Here is a 17927-nt window from a genome sequence, read left to right as displayed (position 1 = left end):
CAAGCGAATTGCCGAATGTCGAATCGGTCAGCACCGAACGCCAATTGGCGCCGCCGACATAGCTGATCGGGCCGAGCAGATCCCACCGCTGCAGGCTCAGCCAGACCACCACCAGCATCGGCAGCAGCAGGAACGCGACCACGCCGAACAGGCTCGGGGCCAGCAGCGCATAGCCCACCGCCGTGGACCGGGGGGATCGGGCGCGTGTGCCAACCATGCAGTTATTAAAGCCGGTGACTACCGTGGAGCCGTGACATCCGACCGGGGGATCGACGGCGAATTTCTGGCCCTGCCCCGCCACGAGATGGCCGACGCCGCCCTCGGCGCGGCTCGAACCGCCGGGGCCAGCCACGCCGACCTGCGCGTGCATCGGATCGCCACCGAGGTCATCCAGCTGCGCGACGGCGAGCTGGAGACCGCTGTCATCAACCGCGAACTCGGTCTGGCGGTGCGGGTGATCGTCGAGGGCACCTGGGGATTCGCCTCGCACGCCGAGCTGGCGTCCGGGGTTGCCGCCGACACCGCCCGGCGCGCCGTCGCCACGGCCCGGGTCCTGGCGGCGCTCAACGCCGAACGGATCGAGCTGGCACCCGAACCGGTCTACGCGGACGCCACCTGGGTGTCCAGTTACCGGATCGACCCGTTCGACGTGCCCACCTCCGACAAGATCGACGTGCTGGAGGACTATTCGGGCCGGCTGCTCTCCGCCGACGGAGTCCAGCACGCCTCGGCGGCGCTGACCGCGGTCAAAGAGCAGACCTTCTACGCCGACACCTTCGGATCCTCGATCACCCAGCAGCGGGTGCGCTTGATGCCGACCTGCGAGGCGATCGCCGTCGGTGCCGACGGTTTTGACACCATGCGCACGTGCGCGCCGCCCACCGCCCGCGGCTGGGAGGCGCTCGCCGGTGACGACGTGTGGGACTGGTCGGCGGAGCTGGCGCAGATGCCGGTGTGGCTGGCCGAGAAGGTCAAGGCGCCCAGCGTGATACCCGGGCCGACCGACCTGGTGATCGACCCGACCAACCTGTGGCTGACCATCCACGAGTCCATCGGGCACGCAACCGAATACGACCGTGCCATCGGCTACGAAGCCGCGTACGCCGGCACATCGTTCGCCACCCCGGACAAGCTCGGCAGCCTGCGTTACGGCTCACCGGTGATGAACGTGACCGCCGACCGCACCGTCGAGCACGGGCTGGCCAGCGTCGGCTACGACGACGAGGGAGTCGCCGCACAAAGCTGGGATCTGGTGCGCGACGGCATCTTCGTCGGCTACCAACTCGACCGGGTGTTTGCGCTGCGCCTCGGCCGGGAGCGCTCCAACGGCTGCTCGTACGCCGACTCGCCGCACCACGTCCCGATCCAGCGGATGGCCAACGTGAGCCTGCAGCCCGGCCCCGACGACACCACCACTGCCGACCTGATCGCCCGGGTCGACGACGGCATCTACGTCGTCGGCGACCGGTCCTGGTCAATTGACATGCAGCGCTATAACTTTCAGTTCACCGGCCAGCGGTTCTTCCGGATCCGCGGCGGCCGGCTGGACGGACAGCTGCGTGACGTGGCCTATCAGGCCACCACCACCGACTTCTGGAACGCGATGGAGGCCATCGGTGGCGCGCAGACCTGGCGGCTCGGCGGGGCGTTCAACTGTGGTAAGGCCCAGCCCGGCCAGGTGGCCGCGGTCAGCCACGGTTGTCCGTCGGCGCTGTTCCGCGGCGTCAACGTGCTCAACACCCGCACCGAGGCCGGCCGGTGATCCGCGCCGGAGACGATGCCGTGGGCGATGAGGAGAAGCGGCGCCGATGATCCCCGCGCAGCAGGTGATCGACATCGCCCTGAAAGCCGCCGAGTCCAGCGTGGACACCATCGTGCTGGTCACCGACAGCTGCGAGGCGTCGCTGCGTTGGGCGGGCAGTTCGATGACCACCAACGGGGTGTCGACCAGCCGCGACACCACCGTGATCTCGATGGTCTCGCCCGATGACGAGACCCCGCAGGTCGGTGTCCTGCGCTCGGCGGAGGTGGACCCGGCGCTGATCGCACACCTGGTGGCGGCGTCGGCGGAGGCCGCCGCCGACGCACCGGAGGCCCGCGACGCCGCACCGCTGCTGACCGGCGCGGGCGCCCCGGACGACCGAGACGCCTGGGACGCCCCAACGCCCGGCACCGATGCAGAGGTCTTCGCCGGCCTGGCGCAGTCGCTGAGCCGCGGCTTCGCCGGCGCCGACCAGCTCTACGGGTTCGCCAGCCACAAGGTGGAGACGACGTTCCTGGCGTCGTCGATGGGGCTGCGCCGCCGCTACACCCAAGCAGGAGGCTCGGTGGAGATCAATGCCAAGCGTGGGCCTGCCAGTGCGTGGGCCGGTGTCGCGACGCGGGATTTCGCCGATGTGCCCACCGATTCGCTGCTGGATCAGCTGTCGACGCGGCTGGGCTGGGCAGCGCGCAGCGTCGAGCTGCCGGCCGGGCGCTACGAGGCGCTGATGCCGCCGTCGACGGTGGCCGACATGATGATCTACCTGGGGTGGACGATGGCCGGCCGCGGCGCGCAGGAGGGCCGCACCGCGCTCTCAGCACCCGGCGGCGGCACCCGGGTGGGGGAGCGGTTGAGCGGACTGCCGCTGACGCTGTACTCCGATCCGTTCGCGCCCGGCCTGGAGTGCGTGCCATTTGTCGCGGCCGACAGCTCCTCGGAGACGGTCTCGGTGTTCGACAACGGAATGGACATCGCCCGGGTGGACTGGATCCGCGACGGGGTGATCAACGCGCTGGCCTACCCGCGGGCCGCCGCCGCCGAATTCGACGCGCCGGTGGCGGTGGCCGCCGACAACCTGTTGATGACTGGCGGCCCGGACAATCCTGCCACGTTGGACGAGATGGTTGCGGCCACCGAGCACGGGCTGCTGCTGACCACGCTGTGGTACATCCGCGAGGTCGACCCGACCACGCTGCTACTGACCGGGCTGACCCGCGACGGTGTCTACCTGGTCGAGGACGGCGTGGTGACGGCGGCGGTGAACAACTTCCGGTTCAACGAAAGCCCGCTGGACCTGCTGCGCCGCGCCACCCAGGCCGGTGTGTCCGAGCCGACCCTGCCGCGGGAGTGGGGAGATTGGGTAACCCGGGCGGCGATGCCGTCGCTGCGGATCCCCGACTTTCACATGTCGTCGGTGAGCCAGGCGCAATAGCAGTTCCGCGGCCCAGGCGTTCAGGTGCTTCGGTTGTCGCCGTCAGGTCGGATGGTGACGATGGCGCAGTGGATTGGCGCGCCGGAGCGTTCGATGCGAGTGTCGCTGGTGAGTAGTGCGGTGGCGTAACGCTCGGCGCTGGCGACGTAGACGGCGTCGTGGTAGCGCAACGACGCCTGGGCCAGCACCCAGGCGCGCCGGATGTCGACCCATGGCGTGCCTTCGATCGTTATCTCGAACGCCTCGGCATCGAGTAGTGCCTGTTCCACCTGGTGGGGCTGCAGCGGATGGGTTGGCCGGTGTGCCGCCGCCATCAGGCCGGAGAGGATCTCGACCGCGAGATGTCCTGGTGCAACGAGCGGTTCGGAGGCCGGGTTGTCAGCGAGCGCTTGGCGGGCGGCTTGACCTCTTGGGCCGGCGTCGCTGACAGCGTCGATGACGGCTGATGCGTCAACGATCACGTTGCGCGAGGTGGGTACCCCGATCGGCATGCGCATCAACGATGGCCTTAAGCACCGCCGCCCTGTCTTCCTCGTCGACGGCCGGCTGGTGCGCCAGGCGCGCGGCGGTCCGATCCAATGCGGCGCGCCGGCGAAGGTGGACAGCCTGCGCGTGCATCGCCTCGAGCAGGTATGCCTGAAGGGAGACGCCGCGTGTCACGGCCGCTGATCGAATCTGGTCAAGGTCGTCGGCTGGAATATCGCGGATAAGAACATTCGGCATGAACAGATGCTATCAATATTGATAGCATCGAGGCAAACGGATGTTCGCCAGTGGGTGAGAACGGTGGGAGTGCGGCGCGGCGATGATGCTGCGTTCCGGCCTCATCGCACTCGCTGATCGATCCCGATTACGGCCCCCAGCGGGTCTGATCACGAAATCGATTTGGGCACATCCCGAATCACCGGCGATGAAGATGATGAATACGCGGAGATGGCCGCAGTTGCCGAGTGAGCGGAGCGTATCCTCAGCTAGTTGATCCCAGGGGCGGTAGCTCAGTTGGTTAGAGCCGCGGACTCATAATCCGTTGGTCGCGGGTTCGAGCCCCGCCCGCCCCACCGCACGAGGTGACGTTCAGATCAGATCAGACCGCGCCGTCGCATCCGCCCGGCGGCGCCGGCCGCGTGCCCGCGCCGTCGTGGACGACGCATTGCTTGGTCAGCGCCATCCATCCGCCGGGGTTCTCGACGGTGGCGGCGCCGTGCTGGATGACGCGCCAGTACGAGCCGTCGGGGTAGGGTTCGCCGTCGCAGTAACCTTCCGACATCAGCGAGCCCGCACGACCGCCGTCGCAGTGACCGTGCATCGGGTCGGGCATATGCGCGTCGCAGTAGCCGGGGTTGTAAAACATCATGTTGCTGGGGCAGTACGTATTGTCCGGGTCCGCAACGGCGACGCCGGAGACACCGGCACCGAACAGCGCGGTGGCGGTCGCGACCGCAACTGCCAGCACAGCTGCAGTGGGGCGGGGTTTCATAGCGGGAACCTTAACATCGCGAACATTGCGGCTCTGGCGAATTCATTGGCTTCGCAGGCACTGGAGGTCTGGCTGGGTCTGACACGGAGCCGGTCTACGCGGCGATGGTCGCGACGTCGTAGGCAGACACCTGCTGGTCCGCGGTGATGATCGTCAGGTCGAGTAGCTGCGCCTGAGCGACCAGCAGACGATCGAACGGATCTGCGTGGTGATAGGGAAGTTCTGCAGTCCGCAACGTGTGCGCATGATCGACCGGGAGCGGCGACGTTCCGGAGCGACGCATGCGGTCGGGCACATACGAAGCCGGCGCTTCGGGCAGTGCTAGCTTGCCGAGCCGGTACTTGATCGCGATCTCCCAGGCGCTGGCAGCCGAGAAGAACAGGACGTTGCGGACATCTTCGACGACGGCGCGTGTCTCGTCGCACAGCCGGTGAGACTCCGCTTGCATCCACAGCCAAACGTGGGTGTCGATGAGGTAACGCTTCACCGGTGAAAGCTCTCCAGCACGTCGTCGGGGAGTGGGGCGTCGAAATCGTCGGGCACGGTGTAGCTGCCGTCGTCGATGCCCAGCCGGCGGGTCTCTCCAAGGTGTAGTGGCACCAGTTTCGCGACGGGTTCACCGCCGCGCGCAATCTCAACCTCCTGGCCGCTGTCGACCAGGCGTAGCAGCTCCGACAGGCGTGTCTTCGCCTCATGGACACCGACACGGATAGCGGTCGACTTAGTCATGGACTTAGTCTAACCAGATGTGTGATCCGCGGCTGACCTTCGCGGGCATGTCATTCCGCCGAGCTGGTCAGCATCTACCGGTTAAGCTACTAATTATGTCTACGCAAACGACGACGATCCGGGTCTCAGTCCAGACCCGCGATCGCCTCGCCACGCAGGCTCGTGAACGCGGCATCTCCATCGCCGGTCTGCTTACGGAGCTGGCCTCCCGCGCCGAACACGAGGCGATCTTCCGCTCGGAACGCGACGCCACCCGCGCGGAGGCGGCGGCGCAAGCCGTGCGCGAGGAGAACCGCGACTGGGACACCACCGTCGGCGACGGACTTGCCTGAACCGCGCCGAGGCGACCTCTGGCTGGTCGCCCTCGGTGCCGCCCGAGCCGGCGAGCCCGGTAAACATCGCCCCGCCGTCGTCGTTTCGGTCGATGAGTTACTCGCCGGAGTCGATGACGAACTTGTCGTGGTGGTACCGGTGTCGGGTTCGCTCTCCGGCACCGCCCTGCGGCCCCGTGTCTCGCCCACCGAAGGTGTCGACGTCGACAGCGTCGCCGTCTGCCGGGGCGTCCGCGCCGTTGCTCGCACCCGTTTGCTGAAACGATTGGGGACTCTCAAGCCCGAAACGATGCATCACATCGGGCGTGCGCTCGAGCTGATCCTGGGTATCGAGAGCGCCTTGCGGCCCGTTCGCCGGCCAGGGTAAGCCGACTCAGGCCGGTCCAGGCCAGCTCAGGCCAGTTCAGTCGCGAAACGTTACTGGCTTCCCAAACCGCTGATCGTCAGCAACTCACTGTCCCGGTAGGGCCGGCCGCTGGGATGCAACAGGTCGTGGAACCATAGTTTCGGGGCCGTGGTGTACGGAGAATCCCAGGAGTCCCACGGCAGGTGTGTCTGGGTCTTTCCGGCCACGAAACCCCAGTTGTATGCACCGACATTGTGGCGCTTCATAATTGGCAGCACTCCGTCGATGGTGTTGCCGCGGGTGCGCGCCATGTACTCGGTGCACAGCAGCGGCCGGCCCAGCGAGGCTAGCTCGTTGATCCGGGCGGCGAAGGTGGCCGGTTGATCGTAGGAGTGGAAGGTGACCACGTCGGAGTTTGCCAGCTGCGTGTCGACGATCCCGCTGTCCGCCCGGGAACCCTCCCAGACACCGCTCGTCAATGGCTGACGCGCATCGACGGACCGCGCCCAGCGGAAGACCTGGGGGAGCAGATCGGCGACTCGGTCCAGCTTGTCAGTCCGCTCGACGTTGTGGTACTCGCGCGCGAGGTTGTCGGGCTCGTTCCACAGATCCCAGCCCAGCACGCGGTTGTCGTAACGGAATTGGGTCATCACTCCGGTGACGTAGTTCTGCAACGTGGTGCGATAGCGGCTGTCGTCGATGTGTTCGGCACCTGGGCTCTGCACCCACCGGGAGTTGTGGATCCCGGGTCGGGGTGGGCGCTGCCGGCCTGGTTGTGGGAACGGGTCCCAGCAGGAGTCGAAGAGGACGAACACCGGTTTGATGTGATGGCGTGCTGCGATGGTGACGAACTGGGCCAGCCGGTACTGGAAGCCGTCGGAGTCTTGAGCCCACAGCAGATCGTGCAGGAAGACCCGCACCGAGTTGAGACCGGCGGCTCGGGCCCAGCCGAGCTCCACGTCGATGCGTACCGGGTCGAAGGTGTCGGCCTGAAACATCTCGAGCTGGTTGACGGCGTTGGAGGTGATGTAGTTGGCGCCGACCGGCCAACCTTGCGCCTGATACCAGCGGTTGGCCCGGTCGGCTGACCATCGGCGCGAGTCGGCGGCGCCGGCGCGGGGTATCTGGGCCAGCACACCGGCTGCCACCATCAGCAGCGGCAGCTTCACCACCGTTCGACGCCGCACGAAAGTGACGATACGTCCCCCGACGACATTTTCGTGGCATACCGGGGAGAACACGGCGACTAATAGTGGTCACCCGCGTCGGGCCAGGCCGTCGATGACTGCGCGTGGTGGCCGTTGGGTGCCCATAGGCGGTTTGCCTATCATCTGGCTTGAGCGCGGCGATACCCACACCGGGTCCCCGGCCGCGTTCGCCGTCCGGGCCAGCGGCGAGACTACATCTCCCGAGCCGGTCGGTATGGCAGGAATGAAAGGAATGAGATGAGCACGGGTGTCGAGCGGTTGGAGTTTCAGGCGGAGGCTCGCCAGCTGCTGGATCTGATGGTCCACTCGGTCTACTCCAATAAGGACGCGTTTCTGCGGGAGCTGATCTCGAACGCTTCCGATGCGTTGGACAAGCTGCGGCTGGAAGCTTTCCGCAACAAGGATCTCGATGTCGACACCTCCGATCTGCACATCGAGATCGAGGTGGACAGGGATGCCCGCACGCTGACCGTTCGCGACAACGGCATCGGTATGACGCGCGCGGAGGTGGTGGATCTGATCGGCACTCTGGCCAAATCGGGGACCGCCGAGTTGCGCCAGCAGCTGCAGGAGGCCCAAAACGCCAAGACCGCTAAGACCGCTAAGACCACTAAGACCGCCAGGACCGCCAGGACCGCCAAGAGCGCCGCCACCACCAAGGCCGCCAAGAGTGCCAAGAGCGCCAAGAGCGCCAGCAACACAGCTGCGCCGGAGGAGCTGATCGGGCAGTTCGGCATCGGCTTCTACTCGGTCTTCATGGTCGCCGACAAGGTCGAGCTGCTGACCCGCAGGGCCGGTGAGAGTGAGTCCACCAGGTGGCAGTCGAGCGGCGAGGGTACCTACACCATTGAATCGGTCGGACCCGATCAGCTGCCCCCGCACGGAACCTCGGTCACCCTGCACCTCAAGCCCGAAGACACCGAGGACGAACTGCACGACTACACCAGCGAATGGACGATCAGGAACCTGGTCAAGAAGTACTCCGACTTCATCGCCTGGCCCATTCGTATGCAGGTCGAGCGGCGCACCCCGCCGGCAGAAGAGGGCGGTGAAGAGCTCGTCACCACCGAAACCGAGACCCTCAACTCGATGAAGGCGCTGTGGGCCAGGCCGAAAGACGAGGTTTCTGAAGAGGAGTACAAAGAGTTCTACAAGCACATCGCGCACGCCTGGGACGACCCACTCGAGGTTATCTCGATGAAGGCCGAGGGCACTTTCGAGTACCAGGCGCTGCTGTTCATCCCGTCGCATGCCCCGTTTGACCTGTTCCATCGTGACGCGCAGATCGGGATTCAGCTCTATGTCAAACGCGTGTTCATCATGGGCGACTGCGACCAGCTCATGCCCGAGTACCTGCGCTTCGTCAAGGGTGTGGTCGACGCACAGGACATGTCGCTCAACGTTTCCCGCGAAATGCTGCAGCAGGACCGACAGGTCGGGGCGATCCGGCGTCGGCTGACCAAAAAGGTGCTCTCCACCATCAAGGACCTGCAGTCGCAGCGGCCGGAGGACTATCGCACCTTCTGGACCCAGTTCGGCAGCGTCGTCAAGGAGGGCCTGTTCTCGGACGTCGACAACCGGGAGATGCTGCTGGGTGTCTGCTCGTTCGCCTCGACGCACAGCGACGACGAACCCGTCACCTTCGCCGAGTACGTCGAACGCATGAAAGACGGCCAGGAAAAGATCTTCTACGCCACCGGCGAGAGCCGTGAGCAACTGCTGAAGTCGCCGCATCTGGAGGTGTTCAAGGCCAAGGGCTACGAGGTGCTGCTGCTCACCGATCCGGTCGACGAGATCTGGGTGGGGACCGTGACCGAGTTCGACGGCAAACCGCTGCAGTCGGTGGCCAAGGGCGAGGTGGACCTCGACTCCGATGAGGAGAAGACGGCGCACAAGACCGAACGCGAGGAGCAGCAGAAGGAATTCGCCGATCTGCTGGCCTGGCTGGCCGAGACCTTGAGCGATCACGTCAAGGAGGTGCGGCTGTCCACCCGCCTGACTGAGTCACCGGCTTGCTTGATCACCGACACCTTCGGTATCACGCCGGCGCTCGCGCGGATCTACCGGGCGTCGGGGCAGCAGGTCCCGGTCGGCAAACGGATTCTCGAACTCAACCCGAATCATCCACTCGTCACGGGCCTGCGCCAAGCGCACCAGCAGGCCGGTGACGACGCTGCGCGCAAAGAGATCGCCGAGACAGCGGAATTACTATACGGTACAGCGCTTCTCGCTGAAGGTGGTGCACTGGAGGATCCCGCGAGGTTCGCGGAGTTGCTGGCACACCGTTTGGCTCGCACGGTGTAGGCGCGGCTTCTCTCAGACATCGGCGCGGCGGTTGACGTCCGCGAGGCGCTGTGCGCTGGGCGCCTTGCCGGTCCAGCGGATGTAGGCGCGGCGGAATTCCCGGGCGTCGCTGTACCCGACAGCACGGGCGACAGCATGGATTGGGGAGCTGGTTTCGCGGAGCAGCAAAGTGGCGTGATCGCACCGAACGCGGTCGCGGATGTCGCTGAAGCGGTGACCGGCGGTGGCGAGTTTGCGGTGCAGGCTGCGTTCGGTGAGGTGAAGGTGGTCGGCGACCTCGACCATCGTCAGTGGTCGGCGCAGGTCGGCCTGGAGCAGGGCTTCGACCGCGGCGACGATGTCGGTGCGCGAGTCAGCTGGGGCGGCCAGCTTTTTGGCTGCATCCAGCGCGACGGCGAGGTGAGTGGCGCTGTGAGTCCGGATGCGCCGTGTCAGGAACTCCGCGGGCACCGCCATCCGGTTGGCCTCGGCGTCGAACCCGATGGGGCAACGGAAGAACCGTCGGTACGCATCGACGTACGCCGGCTCGGCGTAGGTCAATTCGATCACGGCGGGCACGACGTGCTCGCCGAGGATGGCCCGGATCAGCAACAGTGTGCTGCAGAGGGCCTCCTCACACAGGAATTCGCGCAGCTCGGGCTCGGGTGCCCGTTCGGTGAACTCAAACGCGTACAGGTCGCCGTCGCGCCGGCCGCTGACATTCATCAGGCTGCCGGCGGCCTGATGCCAGCGCAGGCCGATTTCGACTGCCTGCGCACCAGTTTCGCATGCGCGCAGGGCGAAACCCAGGATGCCGAACGTTATGAGTAGGTCACGGTTGCCGACCCGCATTCCGACCGGGCCCGGTGGCAGATCCCGTAATGCGCGCCGGAGAATCAGAGCGATCTGCCGGAACGACGCTCGCGAGTCGGGCAGGGTTAGCCAGGCAGCCGTCAGGCCGGTGCCGTCGAACCAGGCCGTGGTGTCGATGCCACGCCGGTCGGCGATCTCCACGACGCCAGCGAGCACCGAGGGCGGGATGACCGCCTGCTGCAGCGGATCGCCGTTCACAGCACCCCAATTCTGTCCGGTTTGCCCCCCATGTTAGCTGCCGCAACCCTGGTGACTAGCGTCTTCGTTCGGTCTCATGGAGCGGTGTGACGGTTTGCATCGTCGGGGCTGGGCCTGCCGGGCTGTCGACGGCTCGGGCCTTGCGCCGGCTGGACATCGACTACGACCAGTTCGAGCGGCACACCGACGTCGGCGGGATTTGGGATCTCGACAACGCCGGAACGCCCATGTACGAGTCGGCGCATTTCATCTCGTCTCGCACCATGTCCGGATTCTTCGACTTCCCCATGCCCGAGTCGTTCCCCGATTACCCGACCAATCGCCAGATCCTGCACTACACACGAAGTTTCGCCAACTGCTTCGGGCTGCGTGAGCGAATCCGGTTCGGGTGTGCGGTCACCGGCATAGCAGCGGAAGCCGACGGCTCCGGGTGGCTAGTACGCACGGCGAACGGCGACCAGCGGAGATACGACGCCGTGGTGTGCGCGAGCGGTGTCACCTGGGCGCCGCGCCTGCCGGACTACCCCGGCGTATTCGGCGGCGAAATCCGCCATTCGGTGACCTATCGCAGTGCAACCGAGTTCCACGGTAAACGCGTTTTGATCGTCGGGCTCGGGAACTCCGGTGCCGACATCGCTTGCGACGCAGCGGCTTCTGCTGACACGACGTTCGTGAGTGTGCGCCGCGGATACTACGTCATCCCTAAGCACCTCTTCGGTCTCCCGGCCGATGTGTGGGCGGAAACCGGTCCCAGCATGCCGCTGGTGCTTGAGCGGCCGGCGTTCAAAGCACTGCTGCGGCTGGTGCAGGGTGATCTCACCAGGTTCGGCCTGCCCAAACCCGATCACCGGCTCTTCGAGTCGCACCCGTTGGTCAACAGCCAGCTCGTGTACCACCTGCAGCATGGCGACGTGGCGATCCGCCCGGACGTGAACCGCTTCGACGGCGACGGTGTCGTGTTCACCGACGGCAGCCGCGAACCGATCGACCTGGTGCTGTATGCGACCGGCTACGACTGGGCGCTGCCGTACCTGCCAAAGAAGTATTTCGACTGGATCGGCGGCCGTCCGCGCACGTACCTCACCGCGTTCAACCCGGCCCACCGCAACCTGTTCACCGTGGGCTTTGTCGAGACCAACTCCGGCGTCTACGCCCTGCTGGATAAGATCACGAATGTGCTGGCCCAGTATCTGGATGACCAGCAGCACCGGCCGTCGCGCGCGGAAAAGTTCGACGCGATGATCTCCACCGACCGGCCCGACCTGTCCGGCGGCATCAGATTCATCAACACCGATCGGCACCGCGCCTACGTCGATGTCCGGACGTTCCGCAGATACCTCACCCGGGTGTGTCGACGGATGGGCTGGACCGATCTCGAGCCCGGCATGTTCGGGGCGCTGCACCAGCGGGCGGTGCACCAGTGAGCCCGACGGCGGTCGTCACCGGCGCCGGCGGCGCGATCGGCGCGGCCATCACCAGCCGACTCACCGGACGCGGCTACCGGATCGTCGCCGTCGACGTCTCCGAGGTAGGCCTGAATGCGTTGGGCGACGGGGTTATTACCCGGATATGCGACCTCACCGACCCGGAAGCCATCGCCGCGCTCGCCGACGTCGTCACCGAATGCGACCTGCTGGTGCACACCGCGGGCGTCGTGGTCACCACACCCTTCGAACGCGCCGAGGCAGCCGAATTCGACCACGAGATCGCGGTCAACCTGCTCGCCGCGGTCCGGCTGACCCGAGCGTTGTTTCCCGCGCTGCAGCGTTCGGGCGGGCAAGTAGTTGCGGTGGTGTCGCTGGCGTCGATGCTGCCCATCGCCGAAAGCCCCGGCTACACCGCGTCGAAATTCGGGCTGCGCGGCTTCCTGCTCAGCCTGGGCGCGCGGGCTCCGGCCACCGGCGTACGGGTCAGCATCGTCAACCCCGGCGCCGTCGACACACCGATGCTGCGACACGAAGCCGCCACCGGTGGTTCGGCTCTGAACTTTCTCGGCACGCCACTCGAACCGGCTGCGGTCGCCGACGCCGTCGTCGGCTGCATCGGCTCCAAACGTATGGAAGTCAACCTCCCGCACAGCGACGGGTGGATGATCAAAGCGGCGATGCTCGTCCCCGGTTTGGCCGTGCGCCTGCTGCCGAGAATCGCTCGGCTCGGGCGTGACAACCTCGATCGGTACCGCCGTCACCACCACATCGAATGAGTATGACCAAAAGCGATAAATAATATTTCTTATATTGTGCTGTCGGATTATGGCGTTATATTATGCCTTCTGCGGTTGACGACAGCGCGGTTCCGTAGGGAGGTCGGGTCGGAAATGGCTGCTCGTGGCGGTTGCCGAGTCGGCGCCGCCACGGCGCTGGGGGCGTTTCTGGCGTTCGGGGTGACAGGGGCGACACTGCTGACCGGAGTGCCGTCGGCGCGCGCCGACGGCCTCGACGAGGTACTCGATTCGGCTCTGGCACCGTTGGTGGAGGCCACGGCTGCGTCGGCGCTGTCGGATGTCGATGTGGCGGCGCTGTTTCAGCAGTTCGTGTATGCCCCGCTGAACGACGGTGTCCAGGACTGGATTCACAGCACGATCGGTGCGCAGATCGACCACGTGATCAACGCGCCCTTCGTGGCTGTGACCGGGCGTGGTTTGATCGGCGACGGCACAGCGGGCACCGAAGATCACCCCGCCGGTGGCGCCGGGGGGTGGTTGTTCGGTGACGGGGGCGCCGGCTGGGACAGCACCGTCGCCGGTGCGGCCGGCGGTGACGGTGGTGCCGCGGGGCTGTTCGGCACCGGCGGGGCCGGCGGTGCTGGTGGTGACGGCGCTGCCGGTGGTACCGGTGGTGCCGGCGGGTCGCTGCTCGGTGTCGGCGGGGCCGGTGGCGACGGCGGCTCCGGGGCGACCGGTGGTGTCGGCGGGGACGGTGGCAACGGCATCGGGTTATTCGGTGTCGGTGGTGCGGGCGGCAACGCCGGTGACAGCAGCGTCGCCGATGGGTTGCCGGCCCTGGGTGGTGCCGGCGGGCTCGCCGGTCTGTTCGGCAGTCACGGCGCCGTCGGCCACTTCGGGGCGGTCGCCGGCGCCGCTCCGAGCGGCAGCAGCGATCTGACGGCCACCGGCAGTTGGTTGACCGATGCCGCCGGACGGGTTGTCATACTTCACGGCGTCAACCTGGTGGACAAGACACCGCCATTCCTGCCCGTCGACGAGGGATTCGACGACGCCGACGCGACGCAGCTGGCCGACCACGGCATCAACGCCGTGCGGCTGGGTGTCCAGTGGGCCGGTGTGGAGCCCGAGCCCGGCGTCTTCAACGAGGCCTACCTGGCCTCGCTCGCCCAGACCGTGCAGATTCTGTCCGACCACGGCATCCGCGTGATCCTCGACATGCACCAAGACCTCTACAGCGACATACCTCCGGCCGGTGGCGACGGCGCGCCGTCGTGGGCGGTGGACACTGGTGGCCTGCCCTACCCCAACCTCGGTTTCCCGTTCGACTACGTCACCCCTGCGGTCAGTCACGCCTTCGCTACGTTCTGGGCGAACGGCACGGTCGCCGGTGACATCCGCCTGGAGAACAACTACGCCCAGATGTGGGAGTTCGTCGCCGACTACTTCAGAGACAACCCCGACGTGGTCGGCTTCGAGATCATGAACGAGCCGTGGCCGGGCTCGCAGTGGCTGGCCAGCCTGCTCGGCAGTCCGCACTTCGACGCTCAGGAGCTGACCCCGTTCTACAACCAGGTGGACTCGGCGATCAGAGCGGTCGATCCGAACACGCCGGTGTACTTCGAGCCGAACGTTTTGTTCGGCAACCTCCCGGTGAACACCCACCTGGGTACCGTCGACGACCCCAACAGTGTCTTCGCGTTCCACCCGTACTGCATCACTAGCGATTTCATCAGCCCCGGCAGCAGCTTCGGCTGTGGGGCGTATGAAGCGCTGGTCGACGGCTGGGCCGAGGCCTACGCTAACGCGCAACACATCCCGGCGATGATCACCGAGTTCGGCAACACCAACGATTCCACCGTGACCACCATCGCGATGGATGCTGCCAACCAGCACCACTTCGGGTGGCTGTTCTGGCCGGTCGGCAACTTCGCCACCACCGGCAACCTGGAGACGCTGGCCCAGCCGTACCCGCAGGTGATTTCTGGCACCCCGAATTCCTGGTCGTTTGAGAACGGCACCTTCCAGTTCAGCTACTCCACGGCGATGGCTTCCGGCCAGGGCAGCTTCCCGGCCGGCTCACAGACCGACATCTCCACGCCGGCCGTCGAGTTCCCCAACGGCTACCACGTTCACGTGACCGGCGGCCATGTGGTCTCGGCGGCCAATGCGCCCACCCTGGTCATCGCCTCGGATGCCGGCGCGAGCACCGTGCACGTCACTGTGACACCCGCCGATGGCGCATCAGGGTAAAGCCGATGGCCCCTGGCGAGATCACCCCGGACCGTATCGACTACCTGTCGTTCAGCGGCTGGATCGACCGACCCGCGGATGTCGCCCCCGCCCTGGCCGGCGAGGTGACCTGTGACGTCGCGGTCATCGGCGGCGGCTACAGCGGGATGTCGGCCACATTGCGGCTTGCCGAGCGGGGCGCCACGGTGGTTCTGCTCGAATCGGGGTTCTGCGGATGGGGCGCGTCGTCGCGCAACGCCGGCCATCTGACGCCCACGATCAGCGGTGACCCACGGATGCTGAGCACTGTGTACCGTCGCCGTGCCGCCAAGCTGGTCCGGTTGGCCGACCACGCGGTCCACTTCACCGAGGATCTGATCAGCCGACTCGCGATCGAGTGCGACTACCAGCCGACCGGAAACGTCTCAGCAGCGATGACCATGCCTCAGCTGCGACGCTCGGAGCGGATCACGGAAGCCCTCCGCGACGCTGGCGCCGACGTCGCCTTCGTCACGGGCGGCGATGCAGGCCTGCCCGAGGCTTTTCTCGGCGGCATTCTCGAACGGGCGGGCGGAATATTGAACCCCGGCAAGTTCGCACGCGGTCTACGTGAAGCGGTATTAGCATGCGGTGCAAGGGTATTCGAACGGACACCGGTGTTGGCGCTCAACCGCGACCGCAGCGGGGTCGTCCTCAACGTGCCGGGCGGTGGTGTGCGCGCGGAGCGGGTCATCCTCGCGACCAACGCCTATACCCGCGATCTCGACTTTGCGCCGAAGCGGATCGTTGCGCCCCTGTGGATCACCCTCGCCGAGACCGAGCCGATCGACCCCGCCCGGCTTGAGGCGACCGGCTGGACCAGCCGAAGTGGTGTATACACCCAGCACCTCATTCTGGAGAGCTATCACCAAACAAACCGGAACACAGTTGTTTTCGGCAGCCGGGTCGCGCAGCAACCGCGAGGAGCGCTGGGTGCGCGAGTGCCGAGTCAGCGCGTCGTGGCCGACATCCTGCGCGGCTTTCACGACCGGTTCCCCTCACTGCGCGATGTCGGGGTGTGCCGTACCTGGGGCGGGTGGATTGCGATGACACCGTCGTGGCTGCCGGTGGCCGGCGGCGCCGGCGGACGGGTTTTCTACGCCATGGGCTACAACGGTCACGGTCTGGCCCAGGCGCCCTACCTGGGGACTCTGATCGCCGATCGACTGGCCGGCGACGAGCAGCACGACGACCTCGAAACGGTGTGGCACGCACGACCACGGTTCGCTCCCACGCCGCTGTCCTCCGCGCCGATGCTACGGCTGGGCTGGGGGATCGACCGGGCTTGGGATCACTTAAACGCGTAGGGCGATGGGCCTGACGGTGACGGTGACGGTTACGGTGTTCGCTCCGACGGCTTCGTCAGCCCAAGTAGACGGATGAATGTTCGCTGGAACACGGCGACCGCGTCGATATCGGGATCCAGCAGGCTATTCACCGACAAGCCGTCACCCAAACCGTTCAAGGCCACACCCAAAGTGTGGGTATCCAGCGGTAAGGTGACCCCGAACCGGCCGGCCTGCTGTTCCAACAGCTTCGCGAGCCTACCGATGAAGGTGCGCTGCCGAAGCCGATGCCGTGCAGCCATTTCCGGTTTGGTCAGCGCCGCAATGGCCAAGTCGACTTCCAGGGCGCGCCAGTGCCTGCCGTCCGCCAACCGTTCGGCGAACCAGTCATGGACACGGTTCACCACTTCATCGATCGAGTCGGCTGCGTTCACCACGGTGGCCAGCCGCTCGGAATTCGCGACCGAGTGCTCGTCGAGCACAGTGAGCAGCAGATCCTCCTTGCTGGCGAAGTTACTGTAGAGCGCCCCGGTCGAGAAACCCGCACACCGCGCGATCTCGACGGCCGAGGCACCGCCGAAGCCTCGTTCCCGGTAAACCCGTTCGGCAGCGTGCAGCAAAGCCGCGCGGGTGCGCGCCTGCCTTTCCACCCGGGTCTCTTGCTTCGGCCGGCCGACTGTCGAGCCCGTTGATCTAAGACCCGCCACGCTATTTCCTCCTCGACTGAGACGACGAAACCCACCATGGGACCGGCAACCGGTTGTGATCCGACAGCATGCGCGAGGTGATGATCGGCGTCGTTCGTATCACGGGATTCAACCAATCCGATGCGGCGTTGATCTGGTCAAACGTCAGTAGGCTCAAGGTTAACTCACAGTTTACAAATTAATGTTGGACAGTTCACTGAATCTCCTGTATAAGGACCGGCGGGCATCAGCGACGATGATGTCCCCAACCTCCATCCTCCCTCGTCAAACACTTTCTACCGGTTTCGCGTGACCAAGCCCGGAAGCTCGCGTAATCGGGTATGTTACGCAGATGCTTGACATCGTATGACTCAGATCACTAAGTTATCCGAAACATGATCTGAACGACCCCGAGATGTAACAGTCGAAGCTAACACTGATCAAGTTCGGCGGAACAGAGCAGCTGAGAGGTTTGAGTGTGGTCGATTTTGCGGCGTTGCCGCCGGAGGTGAACTCAGGTCGGATGTATGCCGGTGCGGGGTCGGGGCCGTTGATGGCGGCCGCGGCGGCGTGGGACAAGTTGGCGGCGGAGTTGAGTTCGGCGGCGGGTTCGTATCGGGCGGTGATTTCCGAGCTCACCGATGAGTCGTGGTTGGGTCCGGCGTCGGCGTCGATGGCGGCGGCGGTGGCGCCGTATGTGGAGTGGATGCAGACCACCGCCGCGCAGGCCGGGCAGACGGCTAACGGGGCCAGGGCGGCGGCGGCGGCTTACGAGGCGGCGTTCGCCGCGGTGGTGCCGCCGGCGGTGATCGCGGCGAATCGGGCGTCGTTGGCGTCGCTGGTGGCGGGCAATGTTTTCGGGCAGAACACTGCCGCGATC

17 protein-coding genes, 1 tRNA gene and 2 pseudogenes are annotated in these 17927 nt (G+C 66.0%); 12 read left to right on the top strand and 8 right to left on the bottom strand.

Annotation, left to right across the window (positions count from 1 at the left end; all coding sequences use genetic code 11):
• Window positions 1–217: pseudogene (locus AC2VOP_RS02390) on the bottom strand (sugar ABC transporter permease); the annotation flags it as partial.
• Between the two features lie 33 nt (window positions 218–250).
• Here AC2VOP_RS02390 and AC2VOP_RS02385 point away from each other — a divergent pair.
• Both AC2VOP_RS02385 and AC2VOP_RS02380 read left to right on the top strand, forming a co-directional pair.
• Window positions 251–1762, top strand: coding sequence for a TldD/PmbA family protein (locus AC2VOP_RS02385; RefSeq protein WP_486959482.1), 1512 nt, complete (start codon window positions 251–253; stop codon window positions 1760–1762).
• Between the two features lie 46 nt (window positions 1763–1808).
• The gene (locus tag AC2VOP_RS02380; RefSeq protein WP_486959481.1) at window positions 1809–3194 is read left to right on the top strand and encodes a metallopeptidase TldD-related protein; all 1386 of its coding nucleotides are present in this window, start codon (window positions 1809–1811) and stop codon (window positions 3192–3194) included.
• 20 nt (window positions 3195–3214) lie between these two features.
• On the opposite strand, the gene AC2VOP_RS02375 is transcribed toward AC2VOP_RS02380, so the two are convergent.
• Complete coding sequence (locus tag AC2VOP_RS02375; RefSeq protein WP_486959480.1) at window positions 3215–3685, bottom strand: type II toxin-antitoxin system VapC family toxin; 471 nt, start codon at window positions 3683–3685, stop codon at window positions 3215–3217.
• Here AC2VOP_RS02375 and AC2VOP_RS02370 point away from each other — a divergent pair.
• Together AC2VOP_RS02370 and AC2VOP_RS02365 are read left to right on the top strand one after the other, a co-directional pair.
• On the top strand, window positions 3684–3863 hold the full coding sequence (locus AC2VOP_RS02370) for a hypothetical protein (protein WP_486959479.1): 180 nt from the start codon (window positions 3684–3686) through the stop codon (window positions 3861–3863). The two genes, AC2VOP_RS02375 and AC2VOP_RS02370, sit on opposite strands and share 2 nt — an antisense overlap.
• 315 nt (window positions 3864–4178) lie before the next feature.
• Window positions 4179–4252: transfer RNA gene (locus tag AC2VOP_RS02365), tRNA-Ile, on the top strand.
• A 26-nt stretch (window positions 4253–4278) separates the two neighbouring features.
• Here the strand turns inward: AC2VOP_RS02365 and AC2VOP_RS02360 are convergent.
• The 3 genes and pseudogenes from AC2VOP_RS02360 to AC2VOP_RS02350 form a co-directional block, all read right to left on the bottom strand.
• A complete protein-coding gene (locus AC2VOP_RS02360; protein WP_486959478.1) occupies window positions 4279–4671 on the bottom strand; it encodes a hypothetical protein in 393 nt (130 codons plus the stop codon).
• 94 nt (window positions 4672–4765) lie between these two features.
• Window positions 4766–5158 (bottom strand): type II toxin-antitoxin system VapC family toxin, encoded by a 393-nt coding sequence (locus AC2VOP_RS02355; protein ID WP_486959477.1) that lies wholly within the window; start codon window positions 5156–5158, stop codon window positions 4766–4768.
• Between the two features lie 124 nt (window positions 5159–5282).
• Window positions 5283–5385 (bottom strand): annotated as a pseudogene (locus tag AC2VOP_RS02350) (antitoxin); the annotation flags it as partial.
• Window positions 5386–5495: 110 nt separating this feature from the next.
• Here AC2VOP_RS02350 and AC2VOP_RS02345 point away from each other — a divergent pair.
• Together AC2VOP_RS02345 and AC2VOP_RS02340 are read left to right on the top strand one after the other, a co-directional pair.
• Window positions 5496–5732, top strand: coding sequence for a type II toxin-antitoxin system antitoxin MazE7 (locus AC2VOP_RS02345; RefSeq protein WP_486959476.1), 237 nt, complete (start codon window positions 5496–5498; stop codon window positions 5730–5732).
• The gene (locus AC2VOP_RS02340) at window positions 5725–6099 is read left to right on the top strand and encodes a type II toxin-antitoxin system PemK/MazF family toxin (protein ID WP_486959475.1); all 375 of its coding nucleotides are present in this window, start codon (window positions 5725–5727) and stop codon (window positions 6097–6099) included. The genes AC2VOP_RS02345 and AC2VOP_RS02340 overlap by 8 nt, the downstream gene beginning before the upstream one ends.
• A 50-nt stretch (window positions 6100–6149) precedes the next feature.
• Here AC2VOP_RS02340 and AC2VOP_RS02335 read toward each other — a convergent pair whose 3' ends face one another.
• Entirely contained in the window at window positions 6150–7265 is a 1116-nt protein-coding gene (locus tag AC2VOP_RS02335) for a cellulase family glycosylhydrolase (protein ID WP_486959474.1), read from the bottom strand.
• A gap of 258 nt (window positions 7266–7523) precedes the next feature.
• Here AC2VOP_RS02335 and htpG point away from each other — a divergent pair, with 258 nt between their 5' ends.
• Window positions 7524–9590 (top strand): molecular chaperone HtpG, encoded by a 2067-nt coding sequence (gene htpG, locus AC2VOP_RS02330; protein WP_486959473.1) that lies wholly within the window; start codon window positions 7524–7526, stop codon window positions 9588–9590.
• Window positions 9591–9602: 12 nt separating this feature from the next.
• Here the strand turns inward: htpG and AC2VOP_RS02325 are convergent, their stop codons facing one another.
• Window positions 9603–10640 carry an AraC family transcriptional regulator gene (locus AC2VOP_RS02325; RefSeq protein WP_486959472.1) on the bottom strand — a complete coding sequence of 346 codons (1038 nt, stop codon included), beginning with the start codon at window positions 10638–10640 and terminating at the stop codon, window positions 9603–9605.
• Window positions 10641–10726: 86 nt separating this feature from the next.
• On the opposite strand from AC2VOP_RS02325, the gene AC2VOP_RS02320 reads away from it, so the two are divergent.
• The 4 genes from AC2VOP_RS02320 to AC2VOP_RS02305 all read left to right on the top strand — a co-directional run bounded on the left by AC2VOP_RS02320 (window position 10727) and on the right by AC2VOP_RS02305 (window position 16382).
• Entirely contained in the window at window positions 10727–12064 is a 1338-nt protein-coding gene (locus AC2VOP_RS02320; RefSeq protein ID WP_486959471.1) for a flavin-containing monooxygenase, read from the top strand.
• Window positions 12061–12843 carry an SDR family NAD(P)-dependent oxidoreductase gene (locus AC2VOP_RS02315; protein WP_486959470.1) on the top strand — a complete coding sequence of 261 codons (783 nt, stop codon included), beginning with the start codon at window positions 12061–12063 and terminating at the stop codon, window positions 12841–12843. Before AC2VOP_RS02320 ends, AC2VOP_RS02315 begins: the two co-directional genes overlap by 4 nt.
• 114 nt (window positions 12844–12957) lie before the next feature.
• The gene (locus tag AC2VOP_RS02310; RefSeq protein WP_486959469.1) at window positions 12958–15057 is read left to right on the top strand and encodes a cellulase family glycosylhydrolase; all 2100 of its coding nucleotides are present in this window, start codon (window positions 12958–12960) and stop codon (window positions 15055–15057) included.
• Window positions 15058–15062: 5 nt separating this feature from the next.
• Window positions 15063–16382, top strand: a complete 1320-nt coding sequence (locus tag AC2VOP_RS02305; RefSeq protein WP_486959468.1) for an NAD(P)/FAD-dependent oxidoreductase — start codon at window positions 15063–15065, stop codon at window positions 16380–16382.
• A 29-nt stretch (window positions 16383–16411) separates the two neighbouring features.
• Here the strand turns inward: AC2VOP_RS02305 and AC2VOP_RS02300 are convergent, their stop codons facing one another.
• The gene (locus tag AC2VOP_RS02300; RefSeq protein ID WP_486959467.1) at window positions 16412–17011 is read right to left on the bottom strand and encodes a TetR/AcrR family transcriptional regulator; all 600 of its coding nucleotides are present in this window, start codon (window positions 17009–17011) and stop codon (window positions 16412–16414) included.
• 559 nt (window positions 17012–17570) lie between these two features.
• Between AC2VOP_RS02300 and AC2VOP_RS02295 the strand changes: the two genes are divergently transcribed.
• Window positions 17571–17927: PPE domain-containing protein (locus AC2VOP_RS02295; RefSeq protein ID WP_486959483.1), on the top strand; the 357-nt coding region annotated here is incomplete at its 3' end.

This window comes from Mycobacterium sp. TH-M106 (assembly GCF_057473765.1).
This window is presented reverse-complemented; position numbering and strand designations above follow the sequence as displayed.